This is a genomic window from Prochlorococcus marinus str. MIT 9515, from assembly GCF_000015665.1.
GTDB classification, from domain to species: Bacteria; Cyanobacteriota; Cyanobacteriia; order PCC-6307; family Cyanobiaceae; genus Prochlorococcus_A; species Prochlorococcus_A marinus_P.
This window is the reverse complement of the sequence record NC_008817.1, coordinates 406,188-421,827: the sequence shown is the minus strand read 5'-3', so window position 1 is coordinate 421,827 and position 15,640 is coordinate 406,188. Positions and strand designations below refer to the sequence as shown.

Here is a 15,640-nt window from a genome sequence, read left to right as displayed (position 1 = left end):
TAAAAAATTATTTATTCAGAATGGTATTAATATTTTTTTGAAACCAATTCTTTAATTGATCATCCTTCAATCTTGGAGAAATACGAGGCAATTCTATAATTTCGTTAGACCTAATTCCTTCAACTGCAATAACAGGTACTTCATAATCATATTTTTTATATTTATCTTTGTATAAATCGACCCTATCAATATCAATTTCTTTAAGCTCCACTAGATTAGGGAATAACTCATCAAGATTTATTTTTGCCAGTTTGTTTTTTAATGAATCACAAAGGCAGCATCCCTGCCTAACAAAAATAAATATTTTCATTCATTTAATCAGGAACAGGATCACAACCGCATGGAGTTAACGGATGACATTTACTTAATCTTCTTAGGGTCAACCATCCACCTCTCCAAGGGCCGTGCCTTGTAATAGCCTCGTATCCATAAGAACTACAACTTGGTATAAATCTGCATCTTGGTCCAAAAAAAGGCGAAAACCATTTTTGATAGAAGGAAATCATTAAAAGAAGTATAGATGTAATTAGTTTGTTGACGCTTTTAATCACTTTAATGATGTAAAATAACAGTTCAGTAGTAATTAGTTTAGTTGAATTTAATCAATTATCCAATTTATTGCAAATCTCAATTTTAATTTAAACCTATGTCAAGATACCGCGGCCCAAGATTAAGGGTTACGCGTCGCTTGGGAGAACTACCAGGTCTCACTAGGAAAGCTTCAAAGAAGTCAAATCCTCCAGGTCAGCACGGCCAAGCCCGTCGCAAGCGATCAGAATACGCAATTCGTCTAGAAGAAAAGCAGAAACTTAGATTCAACTATGGAGTTTCTGAAAGACAACTTGTTCGTTACGTTAAAAAAGCTAGAGCTCAAGAAGGCTCTACAGGAACCAACCTCCTTAGACTTTTAGAAAACAGATTAGATAATGTTTGTTTTAGATTAGGTTTTGGTGGGACAATCCCTGGCTCAAGACAATTAGTAAATCATGGGCATGTTACTGTTAACGGCAAAGTTCTTGATATTGCTGGTTACCAATGTAAATCAGGAGATGTAATTAGCATTAAGGAAAAAAAAGCAAGTAAAAAACTTGTTGAAGGAAATATTGAATTCCCCGGTTTAGCAAATGTCCCTCCGCATATAGAATTAGATAAACCTAAATTAACAGGTAAAATAAACGGCAAGTGTGATAGAGAATGGGTTGCTCTTGAAATAAACGAGCTACTAGTTGTTGAATATTATTCAAGAAAAGTTTAAAAAAACTTTTCTTTGGATTATTAAATCTCTCCTCGATAAGAAGAGAGATTTTATTAAATTCTTATTTTGAAAATAATGGGAAATAAGGAAAATAATATCAAAAAGCCAGGCGTCAAAACCTTAACAATTCACCATGGAGAAACATTTGCCGAAGAGACAGGTTGTGTTATGCCTCCAATTTTCTCAACATCTACTTTCAAATATGGAAATAAACAAAATTTCGATTACACCAGGTCAGGTAATCCAAATTTTAAAATTCTAGAAAATATACTTAAATCAGTAGAAGATTCTAAATACTGTACAGTTTTTGGATCCGGCATAAGTGCAGTAACTGCAATAACATCCACATTAAAATCAGGAGATAAGATACTTTGCGAGTCTAATCTCTATGGTTGTACGGTAAGAATGTTTGATAAAATTTTCAAAAAATTTGGGATAGAAACTCTATACACAGATTTTACGGATAAAGAAAGTATCAAAAAAATTAAGGACTTTAAGCCAACTTTAATATGGCTCGAAAGTCCAACAAATCCACTATTAAAAATACTTGATATTAAATCGATCTGTGACGAAGCGAATAAACACAAAATACCTGTGGTTCTAGATAATACCTTTACTACAGCTCTCATTCAAAAACCTTTAGAACTTGGAGCAACACTATCGCTAATAAGTACAACAAAATTTATAAATGGTCATAGTGATGCTCTTGGTGGAGCGGTGCTAACTAATGATGAGGAATGGAATAGTAAGCTACTTTTCTCTCAAAAAGCTTTAGGACTTCAACCCTCGCCCTTTGATTCATGGCTAATTACAAGAGGAGTAAAAACTCTCCCTCTAAGAATCGAGCAACAAACAAAAAGTGCAGAAATAATTTCTAAGGAATTTGAAAACCATAGGATCATTAGAAAAGCTCTTTATCCCTTTAATCAAAAACATCCACAATTTAATTTAGCAAAATCACAAATGAAATCTGGTGGTTCTATGATCACTCTTAAATTGAACTTAAATAAAGCAGACACTTTTAATTTTTGTAAATCTCTCAAATATTTCTCATTAGCAGAGAGTCTTGGTGGAGTTGAAAGTTTAATTTGCCACCCCGCAACAATGACTCATGCATCTGTTGATGATAAAACAAAAAATCTCCTAGGTATTGACGATTCTCTTGTACGATTATCGGTTGGTTGTGAAGATACAAATGATTTAATCTCAGATATCTTATTTGCCTTAAATAAATTTTGAAAATTGAGAGATTTACTTAAAAATCCCATATGGAGAAATTTAGAGTTGGGTTTTTCGATCCCTGATAGTAAACATGCTGTTTCTGTAGCATTACCAACTTGGAATGATGTAATTAACTATGAGGAAAAAGATCCAAAATGTATAGAAGCATTAAAGTCAATCTATCCTCGTTTTGGACTCAATCCTTTAGTAAAAAGATTATGTGAAAAGATAAAAAAAGAAAGTCAATTCAATAATAAGAATATTTGGCCATATCCAGATGAAAGAATAGCTTTAAAAGCAAAAAAATACTGTGATAAAAATACTTTTCAAGGATATTCATATATAGAAAGAAGGCACAATTTTACTTTATTAATCACTCAAGAATCAGCAAATATATATGCAAGATCTTTTTGGCAACATTCGGGTCTTGGTCTATCTTCAAGAGCGGCAGCAATTGAATTAGGCCTTGAGCATTGCCCATCAAAATCTTTAGCCAATGAAAGTTATCAAAGAATAAAAAATAGAATTTCCAAGTTTACAAAAACGGACTCTAATGATATTCACCTCACTTCATCAGGCATGTCTGCGTTATACACAATATTAGAAATTATATATAAATTATTTCCCGAAAAACCTACTCTACAAATTGGTTTCCCATATGTTGATGTACTTAAATTACCAATGAATATCTTTCATGGAGCCAAGCTAATAACAGAAGAAGATTGCAAGGATATTGAATTAGAAATTTTAAGAATAAATCCAGCAGCCTTGATTATTGAATTACCAAGTAATCCAATGCTCAAATGTGTAAACATAAAAAAAATTTCAAAAATAGCAAATAAATTAAATATACCTGTGATAGTTGACGATACCATTGGTTCAAATTTGAATATAAATTCCCTAGAACATGCAGATATCGTTTTCACCTCACTTACAAAAATCTTTTCAGGTAGCGGAGATATTCTGGCTGGCTCATTAATACTAAATCCAAAAAGCAGATGGATTGATCAGTTTAGAAATGCATTAAAGCAAATTAACCTTCCAATACTTTCAGATGGAGATATAGTTTCTTTAGAAAAAGTTAGTAGAGATGTAAAACAACGAGTTTTTCAGCAAAATAAAGCTTGTTTGGAATTAAAAAAAAGATTAGAGACCCATAAAGAAGTAAAAAATATTTTCCATCCAGAAAATTGTCCCAATTTCAATTCCATACTAACTTCTGATGGGGGATATGGTTGCTTATTATCATTTGAATTAAAAGGAGGAAAAGAAAAAGCTAAAAAGTTTTATGATTCTCTTCAAATATCTAAAGGACCTAGTTTAGGTACGAAATTTACACTTGTATGTCCTTATGTTTTATTAGCTCATTATGAAGAATTGGAGTGGGCTGAGAGTTTTGGTGTACCTTCACACCTTTTAAGGGTATCTGTAGGACTAGAAGACGAAAATCACTTATGGCATACCTTTTCTGAAGCATTAAATAATTTTTAAATCCCTAGTATTTACCGTATAGAAACTTATATACTCTTTTTACGAAAAATAGTTAATATTAAAATATATTTTCTTAAAACATAAATGGCAAAAATTTATGAGGACAACAGCTTTGCTATTGGAAACACTCCATTAGTAAAATTAAAGTCAGTTACTAAAAATGCTAAAGCTACTGTACTAGCAAAAATTGAAGGAAGGAATCCTGCCTATAGTGTTAAATGCAGAATTGGTGCAAACATGATCTGGGACGCTGAGAAAAGCGGGAAACTCACAAAAGATAAAACAATTGTTGAGCCTACATCTGGAAACACTGGAATTGCCCTAGCTTTTACTGCTTCAGCAAGAGGTTATAAGTTAATCCTTACTATGCCAGAATCTATGTCGATAGAAAGAAGAAGAGTGATGGCAGTATTAGGGGCTGAAATTGTTTTAACAGAGGCTTCAAAAGGTATGCCAGGAGCAATTGCTAAAGCCAAAGAGATTGCGGAAAGCAATCCCTCTCAATATTTTATGCCAGGTCAGTTTGATAATCCAGCAAACCCAGAAATTCATTTTAAAACAACTGGGCCTGAAATTTGGGATGATTGCGATGGTGCAATTGATGTTTTAGTTGCAGGAGTTGGAACAGGTGGAACAATAACAGGAGTCTCAAGATACATTAAACAAGAAAAGGGTAAAAATATTACTTCTGTAGCAGTTGAACCATCTCATAGTCCTGTTATTACTCAGACACTTAATGGAGAGGAAGTGAAATCAGGACCACATAAAATTCAAGGAATAGGGGCAGGATTTATCCCTAAAAATCTTGATTTATCAATTGTTGACAAAGTTGAACAGGTTACAAACGATGAATCTATAGAAATGGCTTTAAGATTGGCTAAAGAGGAAGGCTTGCTCGTTGGTATATCTTGCGGAGCTGCTGCTGCTGCTGCTGTTAAATTAGCTGAACAAGATGAATATGCAGGCAAGACTATTGTCGTTGTTCTTCCTGATTTAGCGGAAAGATATTTATCATCAATAATGTTTACTGAAGTCCCAAGCGGCATAATTGAGGAACCAATTAACGCTTAAAAATATTATTTCTCCAGAAATGAATCTGGTGAAATATACATAGCATCGCCATAAGAGAAAAATCTAAATTTTTCTTTTGTGGCTTTTTTATATAGATCTAATAACCTCTCTCTACCAATCATCGCGCTTACTAGGAGTAATAATGAACTCTTAGGGAGATGAAAATTGGTTAATAATCCATCGACTGCCTTAAATTTATAGCCTGGCTTAATTACTAAATCAACATACTTAGCTATAGGAATAAAGTCTTTCATTGCATATGAATAGCAACTTTCAAGAGCTCGCACGCTAGTAGTACCAATAGCTATTACTCGTCTGTCTGTCTTTTTTATTCTTTTTATTTCTTCTACTACTTTTTTACTAACACTGACCCACTCTTTATGAAGTTTTAAATCAGATAAATCTTCTTGATCAATTGGCTTAAATGTTCCATAACCTACATGCAAAGTAATAGGCATAACCAATATTCCTTTCTTTTTTAAATTTGAGATAAGACTTTTACTTAAATGTAATCCTGCCGTGGGTGCTGCAACTGCTCCCGGATTACATGCATACTCAGTTTGATAACTATTTTCATGAAAAGATTCTTCCTCAGAACTTTTTATATATGGAGGGATTGGAATTTCTCCGAATATATCAAGGAGTTTATTCATTGAAATTAAATCATTTATGTTTTCTGGAAACTTGATGAATCTTCCTCCAGTTTCATCATCAATCCCAGAAATTTTTAACTTTATATCTTTCGCAAAGGGTGACTTTAAATTTAATTGTTTATTTATTTTTAACTTTTTTGCAGGCTTTGCTAAACATAGCCAAGTAGATTGATCTGATTTCTCCAACACTAATAATTCCACTAATTGTCCATTTTCTAATTCAACCTTTAACCTCGCTTTCATCACCTTTGTATCATTTATGACTACCAGATCCCCCTCTCTAAGTTCAGCCAAGAGATCCTTGGTATATTTATTTGTTGAATAATCTTCTTTTAGCGAACTATCTCTAACTATCATTAATCTAGATTCATGCCTTACTTTAGAGGGTTTACCTGCTATTAATGATTCATCAAGACAATAATCATAAGCTTCAAGCTTATGATCTATTTCTTCATTATAAATTTCAAAATTCAATTAAAATCAGGAAACAAGTGTCTCTGGCTCATTTTCAATGAGAGAAGACAAGTCTTTCAAGAATGAAGCACCATCAGCACCATAAATCACTCTATGATCAGCGGTTAAATTTACTTGCATTATTTTTTTAACAGATATTGAACCATCATTGTTAGCAACGACTGTTGGCTTAGATGATGCTATGGCTAAAATAGCACCCGTACCTGGTGGAAGTATTGCATCAAATCTATCAACACCAAACATTCCTAAATTAGACAACGTAAATGTTCCTGTTGAGTATTCATCAGGTTCTAATTGTTTTGCTCTAGATCTTTTCACAAGGTCTTTCCACTCTCTAGATAATTCAAATAAATCAGTGTTACAAGGTTCTTTTAATACTGGAGTTATCAATCCGCCATCTTCCATAGCAACAGCTACAGCAATATTTATATTTTCTGGATAAGAAATTCCGTTTTCTGAAAAGCTTGAATTAACTTGGGGATGTTTTTTAAGTGTCTTTGCAACGGCCTTGACTAATAATGCAGTCATAGTAACACCATTTTGCTTTACTTTCTTATAAAAATTATCCAATTTATCAGTATTAATTGAATAACCAACTCTAAAACATGGAACATTTAAACTAGATTCCATATTGTTATTAACAGCTTTTTGAAGAGTATTAAATTTAACAGTTTCTCCAGGTTTACCAAAACTATTCCCTAATGTCTCTGACTTACTTTCAGCTTGAACATGGGAACTGCCAATACTAGCTGGAGAACTCCCCTCTCCAATCCATGGGATAGAAACAGGTTGCCCATTTGCCTTCAATACATCCTCAGCCTGAATCCTTCCATGAGGTCCTGATCCATGCACTTTTGTCAATTCAACTCCCATTGTTGAAGCAAGTTTTTTTGCCCTTGGAGATGCTATTACTCTCGAGGAATTATTACTAGTAGAAGCATTAAATTGAATTTCATTAGAAGTATTTATCACTTTTTCCCTTTTAATCTCGACTTGCTGCTCATTAATTTGAGGCAGCTCTTTTTGCTTCTCTTCTATTATTTCAGATTTTTTATTTGGCAATTTGAGTTGGGCATCACTGGATACTTCAATCTGTTTACCTTTATTTTGTTCTTGTATAGAAGCTATCTCATCCTCATTTTCTACAATAAGTCCTATGGTTTCCCCTACTGGAGCAGTGCTCCCAGCTGGCATGAGAACTGCCGCAAGATATCCGTCTTGAAAAGATTCCACATCCATATCAGCTTTATCTGATTCAACGACTAAAACAGATTCTCCTCTTTCAACTTTATCTCCAGGATTTTTCAACCATTCAACAATTTTGCCTTCAGTCATAGTAGAACTAAGAGCTGGCATAAATATTTCGTGAGACATCAGATAGATATTAAAAATTTACTAACTTTAAGAACTTACAAAATTAATAAAGATAGTTATGTTTATATTTTACAAAAAAATAGCGCTAAGGAAACTATGATTTACATTCAAAAAGGAAATTAAAACTTTAAATTTATTCATTGTTATTAATCGATTGAATTATCCCATCTTTAACTGTTATTGAAACTTGCATCTTCTTAATTAAATTGTCTCCAACGGAAACATCGCAAAAGCTATCAACCTGCCCTTGATCAACAATTTCATCCATTTTTAAATCACGAACTTGGCTTTGTTGTTGCAATAGATTTCTTTTTTGCTCTTCTAGTTCGTTTCTTTTCGCACCAACTTGTTGCTGAACTTGACCAACCTGCTCTTGAACTCTGGGATCTAATGGATTTACTGATTGGGATCTTATATTACTTACTATTTGTTGACCTTCTTGTTCAAGTTGTGATAATTGTTGGTCAACAGCTGAAATCGCATTGCTTAACTCCTTCTCAGCGTCTTCTTTCCAAATAGGAGTAACTATAGCTTTTATAGCTATTGAACGTTTGATCGATATAGAGTTTTTTGTTTCCATAAAAAATTAAATTACCCTTTCAATATAGATACACCAAATAGAATTTTCTTTTTAAGTTTATTTTTTATACATATCTTCTATCTTTGATGAATACATATCTACTATTTCTCTTCTTTTCTGCTTAAGAGTTTGAGTTAATAAACCATTTTCTAAAGTAAAAGCATCAACAAAATAACAATCTAATATCTGTTCCTCAAATCTTGCTCCTAATCTTTTTTTTAACAAACTATTTATCTCAGATTTAAAAAATAAACCAATATTTTTATTCGAGTTTAATGTAGAAAGATCATTCGCAAAGAATTTATTTTTTACTAATTCAATGTTAGGAACTACAAGCGCTGTTAAAAATTTTTTATCTTGGCCTACTAATTGAACTTGATTAATAAATTCAGAACTTAAAATTTGAGTTTCTAAAGGATTAGGCTCAATATTTTCTCCACTAGAGAGAACTATAGTATCCTTAGCTCTTCCTGTTATGACCAAAGATCCATTTGGTATAAGAAAACCTAAATCTCCAGTATCAAACCAACCATCTTTTGATAAAACATCTTTAGTAGCGGAATCATTATTCAAATATCCTTTCATCACTTGTGGTCCCTTAACAAGAATCTTACCGACCTCTCTAAACTCCAAAATCTTATCTTTCTCTTCATTCACAATTTTAATTTCAGTAAATGCTAAAGGCTGTCCAGAAGATCCTCTTACATTTAATTCTCTTCTTCTACAAGTCAGTACTGGAGATGTTTCTGTAAGCCCATAACCCACAAGAACATCTATACCCAAAGATTCAAAAAATAAATCAACATGTTCAGGTAAAGCACCACCACCATTAATTGGGAATTTAAGTTTTTCTCCACATAATTGTTTCAGAATGCTTGGCCACAAAAAAGTAGAAGATATCTTATGTAGAAAAAATCTACCCAAGACAGATATTATCAAACATATTTTTGCTAGAGAACTTACTTGATTAATTTCTATATTTCTGATCTTTCTAAGATTTCTTTTAAAAATGGAACTATTCTTTATCAAAAACTTTATAGTTTTCTGTTTTTTAGGATTCATTTTTTTTAAAGCCAAGAAAAAACCATCATGAATAGCCTCCCATAGCCTTGGGACAGTAGCCATAACAACTGGCTTGACTTTTTTTATATCATCTTTCAAAAATTTTGGATTTGTATAAAATTGTGTACAACCACATGAAAAAAAGAAATATTCTGCACTTCTTTCGTATGAATGCCAAATAGGTAATACACTCAATACGGAAGTTCCCGTTTCCGGATCGGCGATATAGGCTAAATTTATGATTTGATGTAAAAAGTTTGCATGTGTTAAGGGAACTCCTTTTGGTTTCCCTGTTGTCCCTGAGGTATAAAGAATACTTGCAATATCATTAATCTGATTATTATCTTTTTCAAAACTATTATTTTCAAAATATCCTTTATCTCCTACTTTGATAAATTCTTGCCAATTTATTAAATCTTCAAATTGTTCATCTTCCAGATTAATAATAAATTTAAATCTTTTTTTTAGTTTCTCTTTTTCATTTAATTTCAACCACACTTCCTTAGATTGGACTATGAGACCAACAGATTTGGAATGGTCAATAATATACTCTAATTCTACTGAAGGTGAATTAATTCCTCTTACAGCATTAATTGCTCCTAAACGCATCAACCCTTGATCAGCTATTAACCATCTCGGTGAGTTTTCAGATATTACTGTGACAACATCACCCTTAACTAATCCATATGTTTTAAAAGATAGAGAAACTTTAGTTATTAAATTAGCCAACTCAGAATAAGAATATTTTTCTTTATTTTTTCCTCTTAAATCATTAATAGCTAAAGTATCACCACATTTAAACTTTAAGTATTCCCATATTTGATCAACGTGAACAAGATTGTTTATGTACTTTCTTTCTCTAATAAATTTCTCATTTTTTGGATGAGATTTTGATGCGGGCCAATATGCTAGTTCATTCATATTTATAATCTTTCCAAACTATTTTTAGTATCTATTCTGATATAAAATTAAAATAAAATTCTTCCTGAATGATTTTTTTAACAATTATTTTAACTTCTTTAATATCTAAATTTTTTTTGTAATCAGACATATTTGCCATTTGGCAACCCTGGATACCACAAGGTACGATTTTATCAAAATTTTCTAATTTGCAGTTTACATTAATTGAAAAGCCATGAATTGTGACCCATCTTTTGCATCCAATTCCAATAGAAGCAATTTTTCTTTCTCCAGTCCATACCCCCGTAAATCCATCTTTAGTAGAGGAATCAATATTAAAACTACTGAGAACTTTAATTATTATTTTTTCAATTTTTCTTAAATACCAATTTAAATCTTTATTAAAATTATGCAGATCTAAAACCAAATAGGTGACTAACTGTCCTGGCATATGACAAGTAACCTCCCCTCCTCTATCAATTTTAAATACATCTTGCTCGTCTAATGAGAAAAGTAAGTTACCCATATTCGATCCTCTTCCAATGGTATAACAAAGTTGATGTTCTCCTAACCAAATAAAATCGATATTTGATTTACCTGAAATTAATGCGTCCTGATATTTTTTTTGTAATTTATATACATCACAAAAAGATGAAATTTTATCAGGTTGTTTAATTATTGATGTTCTATTAATCATATGTAAGTAGATTTAGTAAGTATGAACATATTTTTAGATTTATTATGAAAATTTTAATCCACGGGAAGAATATTGAACTTACAGGTGCATTGAAAGAATATACCGAGGCAAAGATAGAAAAAGCAACTCATCACTACAAGGATATCGTTAAAGAAGCAGATATACATCTTTCAATCGAAAAGAATCCAAGACTTTCATACCAAACAGCTGAAGTTACAATTTTTGCTAGTGGTACCATTATTAGAGCTGAAGAAAAAACAGAGAATCTATATTCTAGTATTGATCTAGTTTCAAATAAACTTTGTAGAAAATTACGCAAATATAAAGAAAGACACTATAAAAATTTAAATTATAATCTTGAAAAAAATAAACATTCTTTTACTAATACAAATGAACACTTAGATTCTATAGATAAAAATATATTTAATGATAAAAGAGAGGCAAAATTACCTGAACCATCTATTAAAAATAAATATTTTGAAATGATTCCTATTTCTTTGGAAGAGGCTAGAAAACAACTAGATTTAATAGATCATGATTTTTATGTTTTTAGAAATAAGAAAAATAATGAACTACAAGTTATCTATAAAAGAAAACATGGTGGTTATGGTTTAATCCAGTCTAAATAATAAAAAATGTTTAATATCGATTATGAATTAAATGAAAAAATACATGCGATTATAATTAATCCTTATTTATCTTTGGAAGAATTAAATGCGAACTGCGCTTTAATTCAAAAATACAATATTAAAAATGTTTCTACATCCCTTAACTTTTTAAGTCATATAAAAAATGTATTAGGAAATTATAAATTAAATATAAATTCTCTTATTTCTTATCCATTTGCTGATTTACCATTTGAATTTATTGATGAATTTGTTTGTTATGCTCAAGACGCCGGTGCAACAGGAATAGAATACACTCCTAATTTTCTTAATCTTTCTAAAAATAATTTAAATAATTTCGCGAGTGAAATTGAGAGTATTAATGCTTCCGAATTAAAAGTCACCATCATCATAAATAAAAGTAAATTAGACAAAGAACTTTTTGAAAAAGCTATAAAAATTTCTCTAGAACTAGGTATAACAAATTTTCAATTTGGAGATGGTTTTGGACCTGCTATTTCTAATGTTGATATAGTTGAAATACTAAAATTTGTAGGTATCCAGAATTCTATAAAAGTGGTAGGAGGTATCAAAACCCTATCACAGGTTATTGACTTTTTTGATTTAGGTATAGATTGTATTGGAACGTCAAATTTTGATGAGATATTTAAAGAAATTAAACGGATATAAATGTTAGGCGAAAGTAGATTAAAAGGTCTCTGTATAAAAGCAAGTCCCTTAGGTGAAAGTGGAAGATTAATAACTGTTCTTACAGATGAACAAGGTATTATTAGGCTTGCAGCACCAGGAGCAAGACGTCCAAAAAGTAGTCTTGCCGCAGCAACCCCTTTAACATATTTAAGTTTTCAGATCTTTGGAAAAAGAAGCCTTAAGTCTGTTCGCCAGATTAAGATACTCAAAAGCTATAACGGTTTGGGGAAAAATATTGAATGTCTTGCAGCAGCCCAAGCAATAACTGAATTAACTTTTTTATTAGTAGGCAACAACGATAAGCAAAAGGATTACTTACCTAGTCTACTTATTCATTTAGATCGAATTTATGAATATAAAATTGAAAGTGAAGATGACTTCAAAATGCTTTCAATGAGTATTCAATCTTTAATTCATTTATTAGCTATTGGAGGAATAAATATCCCTGTAAATTTTTGCTGTAGCACGGGTGAGCCTATCATTCCACCTTTAGGAAACTGGGATTGGAAATGTTCTTATTTACCGAATGAAGGATTTTCCACGGTAGAAAAGACAGAAAGTGCTTTAAAAGTGAATGCTTCTGAAATTGCTCTTCTACAAAGGCTTATTTTCGCAGAATTACCAATAAAGTCAAATGGAGAATTATTAGGACCCAAAAACGTTTGGTTAAAAATATTGTCAATTGTTGAAAGTTGGATTGCGGCTCAATTAGAAAAAGAATTATCATCACTAAAAATGTTAAGAGACTTTTATAGTTAATCAAGTCTTAAATTGTTACTTAATTAAAAGATCTCGATGATTGGAACTTTGACTGTTAACTTTATAAATAGTTAATTTATTTGATGTGGTTCATATTGCCTGGTTAGGTAAAAAATCTCCCTTTTGTGGAAACGTAAGTTATGGAAATTTAACTACTGAACAATTAAAGGTTAAAGGTCATAAAGTAAGTTTTATCCATTTTGATAATCCATCTAGCGCAAACGAATCTAAACCCTTATTCTTAGCCAACGATCCTGAAGTGAGTCTTCCTTACTTAATTAAATCACAAGTTTACACAATCCCTTCTCCAAGAGCAGAAACAGAATTAAGACATTCGTTAGAGAGATTAAAGCCAGATATAGTTCATGCAAGTTTAACTTTATCTCCTTTAGACTTTAGATTACCTGAACTTTGCAAACAAATAAACCTTCCATTAGTAGGAACATTTCATCCTGCTTTTGATAAAAAGAATAGAAACTTAACTGCAAGCACTCAACAACTAACTTATCAACTTTATGCGCCGTCTTTAGCTAAATTTGATAAAATTATTGTTTTTTCAGAGCCTCAAAAAACACTTCTAGAAAACTTAGGTGTTAGTAAAGAAAAGCAAATAATTATTCCAAATGGAGTTGATGAAAATATTTGGCAACCTATGAAAGTAAAAAGTAAAAAATATAATTCAGTTAAAAGTAAATTAGGAGAAGGAAGAATCTTTATATATATGGGAAGAATTGCTAACGAAAAAAATATTGAGGCCCTTTTAAAATCTTGGCGTCAAACAAAAACTAATAATTGCAAACTAGTCATTGTAGGAGACGGCCCAATGAAACCGACACTAGAAAATAGTTTTTCCAACTTAGGAAAAGATAAATTAATTTGGTGGGGATCAGAAATTGATCTGGAAACCAGAGTAGCGATCATGCAAATCGCAGAGGTATTTTTTTTACCGAGCTTAATAGAGGGACTATCCTTATCACTTTTAGAGGCAATGTCCACTGGTACTGCATGCGTTGCAACTGATGCAGGAGCTGACGGAGAAGTTTTAGATAAGGGAGCAGGTATTGTAATTTCTACAGATAATGTTGTTACCCAACTAAAAACTATAATTCCAATTTTGATAGATCATCCTTCATTCACTAAGGCTCTGGGGGAAAAGGGACGTGCGAGAGTAATTGAAAGATATACCATTAAAAAAAACATCCAAGCTCTCGAACAACTTTACTTAGACATTATAAAAGCATCTAAAGTTTAACGAAATTCTTTACTACGATTACTTGCAGAGACAACTGCCTCAATCAAAGCAGATCTTAAACTCTTATTTTCTAACACCCTTAGTGCTGATATTGTTGTACCCCCAGGAGAAGTAACCATATTCTTAAGCTCAGTAGTTGTTAAATTAGTTTCTCTTATTAAACTTATAGTTCCTAAGATCATATCCATCACAAGTTCTTCAGACAGTTGTTTTGGCAATCCACCGCTTAACCCTCCGTCACTTAGAGCTTCGATAATCAATGCAATTATAGCGGGTCCCGAAGATGTTAATGCTAAAAAAATATCGAGTAGATCTTCAGGAAATTCATTTATTTTACTAGTATTTTCAAATAATCTTCTGACAGCTTCCTTCTGATTTTCCGATATTTCATCACCCCAAGCAATTCCAGTTGAACCTTTACCAATTGTTATTGGAATATTAGTCACGACCCTAACACATTTATGATTTGGGAATCTTTTGATAAGTTTTTCGAGAGAAACACCAGCTAAAATAGATACCAATAAATTTCTATTATTTTTATTTTTTTCTAATTCAATTATGTTTTTAAGTTGCTGGGGCTTAACAGATAGAATTTTAACTGGGCAATCCCAAATAATCTCTGAATCTTTAGAGTTCGCCTGAAAAATATTAATATTATATTTATAGTTATTTCTAATATTTTCTAAACTTTTTTTCGTATTAACTAAACAATAAAAATCTTTTGGATTTAGTATCTTTTTATCAAATAGAGGCGTGATTATAGCTTTTGCAATATTTCCAAAACCAATAACTGCGATTTTACTTGTCACAGATTAATTAAGAAAATGCAGATAATTTAGATTCACCCCAAGCTGGTTCTGGAGTTGTATTAGTTTCTAAACTATATGGAGAGGTCTTTTTACTTGAAATATTTGAAGGAGAAACCTCTTCTGGAAAAGAACTAGTTACATTTACACAACTTGGAGCAAAAAGGAAAATGCTTTCTCCAACTCTTTCTTGGTGACCATCTATTGCATATGTACCTCCAGCAACAAAATCAACAGCTCTTTGTGCTTGATCAGGATCCATCATAGTCAAATTTAAAATCACAGTCTTTCTCTCTCTTAATGCCTGAATGGCTTGAGGCATTTCATCAAAGCTTCTTGGTTCCATCAAGCTGACCTCAGAAGATGAATTAGAGATCCCAGGCATTCCGACCACATTTGATGATCTATTATTATTCATAAAGTCGAATGGATTTGAATTAGAAAGAGCATTCGAGTTTTTTCGATTTTCTTTGTAATCATTAACTCCGTTCAATTCATCCTCTGATGCATAATCCAACTCATCGAAGTCATCATCTAAATAATCATCCCCTGCAACAACTGCCTTTAATCGAGAAATAAGTGACACCTTTAAAATCCTCTTGAAATTGATAACTAAGGCTAAAACCTTAAGTAATCCATCCATCTTTTATAAATGAATAAACTACCTATACTTAAATAACGTTAGTTATAGTTAATCGCAAGTTTAAAAACAAGATTATTATAAAATAT

The 15,640-nt window shown here is 31.7% G+C and carries 17 protein-coding genes; 8 read left to right on the top strand and 9 right to left on the bottom strand.

Translation table 11 applies throughout. The features are described 5' to 3' along the window. Positions 1-7: 7 nt before the first annotated feature. Together P9515_RS02335 and yidD are read right to left on the bottom strand one after the other, a co-directional pair. Positions 8-310 (bottom strand): glutaredoxin family protein, encoded by a 303-nt coding sequence (locus P9515_RS02335; protein ID WP_011819790.1) that lies wholly within the window; start codon positions 308-310, stop codon positions 8-10. 4 nt (positions 311-314) lie between these two features. Then, positions 315-551 carry a membrane protein insertion efficiency factor YidD gene (yidD, locus tag P9515_RS02330; protein WP_041710557.1) on the bottom strand — a complete coding sequence of 79 codons (237 nt, stop codon included), beginning with the start codon at positions 549-551 and terminating at the stop codon, positions 315-317. A 95-nt stretch (positions 552-646) separates the two neighbouring features. Between yidD and rpsD the strand changes: the two genes are divergently transcribed. From rpsD to cysK, 4 genes are all read left to right on the top strand, one after another. Continuing rightward, positions 647-1,255, top strand: a complete 609-nt coding sequence (gene rpsD, locus P9515_RS02325) for a 30S ribosomal protein S4 (protein ID WP_011819788.1) — start codon at positions 647-649, stop codon at positions 1,253-1,255. 75 nt (positions 1,256-1,330) lie between these two features. Continuing rightward, complete coding sequence (locus P9515_RS02320) at positions 1,331-2,494, top strand: trans-sulfuration enzyme family protein (protein WP_011819787.1); 1,164 nt, start codon at positions 1,331-1,333, stop codon at positions 2,492-2,494. A gap of 3 nt (positions 2,495-2,497) precedes the next feature. Continuing rightward, complete coding sequence (locus tag P9515_RS02315; protein ID WP_041710556.1) at positions 2,498-3,967, top strand: PLP-dependent transferase; 1,470 nt, start codon at positions 2,498-2,500, stop codon at positions 3,965-3,967. Positions 3,968-4,051: 84 nt separating this feature from the next. Next, positions 4,052-5,038, top strand: a complete 987-nt coding sequence (gene cysK, locus P9515_RS02310; RefSeq protein ID WP_011819785.1) for a cysteine synthase A — start codon at positions 4,052-4,054, stop codon at positions 5,036-5,038. A gap of 5 nt (positions 5,039-5,043) precedes the next feature. On the opposite strand, the gene queA is transcribed toward cysK, so the two are convergent. The 5 genes from queA to lipB all read right to left on the bottom strand — a co-directional run bounded on the left by queA (position 5,044) and on the right by lipB (position 10,778). Further along, the gene (gene queA / locus P9515_RS02305; RefSeq protein WP_011819784.1) at positions 5,044-6,165 is read right to left on the bottom strand and encodes a tRNA preQ1(34) S-adenosylmethionine ribosyltransferase-isomerase QueA; all 1,122 of its coding nucleotides are present in this window, start codon (positions 6,163-6,165) and stop codon (positions 5,044-5,046) included. Between the two features lie 6 nt (positions 6,166-6,171). Further along, positions 6,172-7,539 (bottom strand): dihydrolipoamide acetyltransferase family protein, encoded by a 1,368-nt coding sequence (locus P9515_RS02300; protein WP_011819783.1) that lies wholly within the window; start codon positions 7,537-7,539, stop codon positions 6,172-6,174. A gap of 133 nt (positions 7,540-7,672) precedes the next feature. Further along, complete coding sequence (locus tag P9515_RS02295) at positions 7,673-8,119, bottom strand: YlqD family protein (protein WP_011819782.1); 447 nt, start codon at positions 8,117-8,119, stop codon at positions 7,673-7,675. Positions 8,120-8,176: 57 nt separating this feature from the next. Next, positions 8,177-10,102 carry an AMP-binding protein gene (locus tag P9515_RS02290; RefSeq protein ID WP_011819781.1) on the bottom strand — a complete coding sequence of 642 codons (1,926 nt, stop codon included), beginning with the start codon at positions 10,100-10,102 and terminating at the stop codon, positions 8,177-8,179. 31 nt (positions 10,103-10,133) lie between these two features. Continuing rightward, a complete protein-coding gene (gene lipB, locus P9515_RS02285; protein WP_011819780.1) occupies positions 10,134-10,778 on the bottom strand; it encodes a lipoyl(octanoyl) transferase LipB in 645 nt (214 codons plus the stop codon). Positions 10,779-10,822: 44 nt separating this feature from the next. Here lipB and hpf point away from each other — a divergent pair, with 44 nt between their 5' ends. The 4 genes from hpf to P9515_RS02265 all read left to right on the top strand — a co-directional run bounded on the left by hpf (position 10,823) and on the right by P9515_RS02265 (position 14,105). After that, the gene (gene hpf / locus P9515_RS02280; RefSeq protein WP_011819779.1) at positions 10,823-11,407 is read left to right on the top strand and encodes a ribosome hibernation-promoting factor, HPF/YfiA family; all 585 of its coding nucleotides are present in this window, start codon (positions 10,823-10,825) and stop codon (positions 11,405-11,407) included. Between the two features lie 6 nt (positions 11,408-11,413). Beyond that, the gene (locus P9515_RS02275; protein ID WP_011819778.1) at positions 11,414-12,073 is read left to right on the top strand and encodes a beta/alpha barrel domain-containing protein; all 660 of its coding nucleotides are present in this window, start codon (positions 11,414-11,416) and stop codon (positions 12,071-12,073) included. Next, entirely contained in the window at positions 12,074-12,853 is a 780-nt protein-coding gene (gene recO / locus P9515_RS02270; protein ID WP_011819777.1) for a DNA repair protein RecO, read from the top strand. It abuts the gene before it with no gap. A gap of 85 nt (positions 12,854-12,938) precedes the next feature. Then, a complete protein-coding gene (locus P9515_RS02265; protein WP_011819776.1) occupies positions 12,939-14,105 on the top strand; it encodes a glycosyltransferase family 4 protein in 1,167 nt (388 codons plus the stop codon). Here P9515_RS02265 and proC read toward each other — a convergent pair. Beyond that, complete coding sequence (gene proC, locus P9515_RS02260) at positions 14,102-14,914, bottom strand: pyrroline-5-carboxylate reductase (protein ID WP_011819775.1); 813 nt, start codon at positions 14,912-14,914, stop codon at positions 14,102-14,104. The genes P9515_RS02265 and proC overlap by 4 nt on opposite strands. 7 nt (positions 14,915-14,921) lie before the next feature. Continuing rightward, positions 14,922-15,497: a cell division protein SepF gene (locus P9515_RS02255; protein ID WP_011819774.1), complete on the bottom strand. Its 576-nt coding sequence runs from the start codon at positions 15,495-15,497 to the stop codon at positions 14,922-14,924. Between the last annotated feature and the right edge of the window lie 143 nt (positions 15,498-15,640).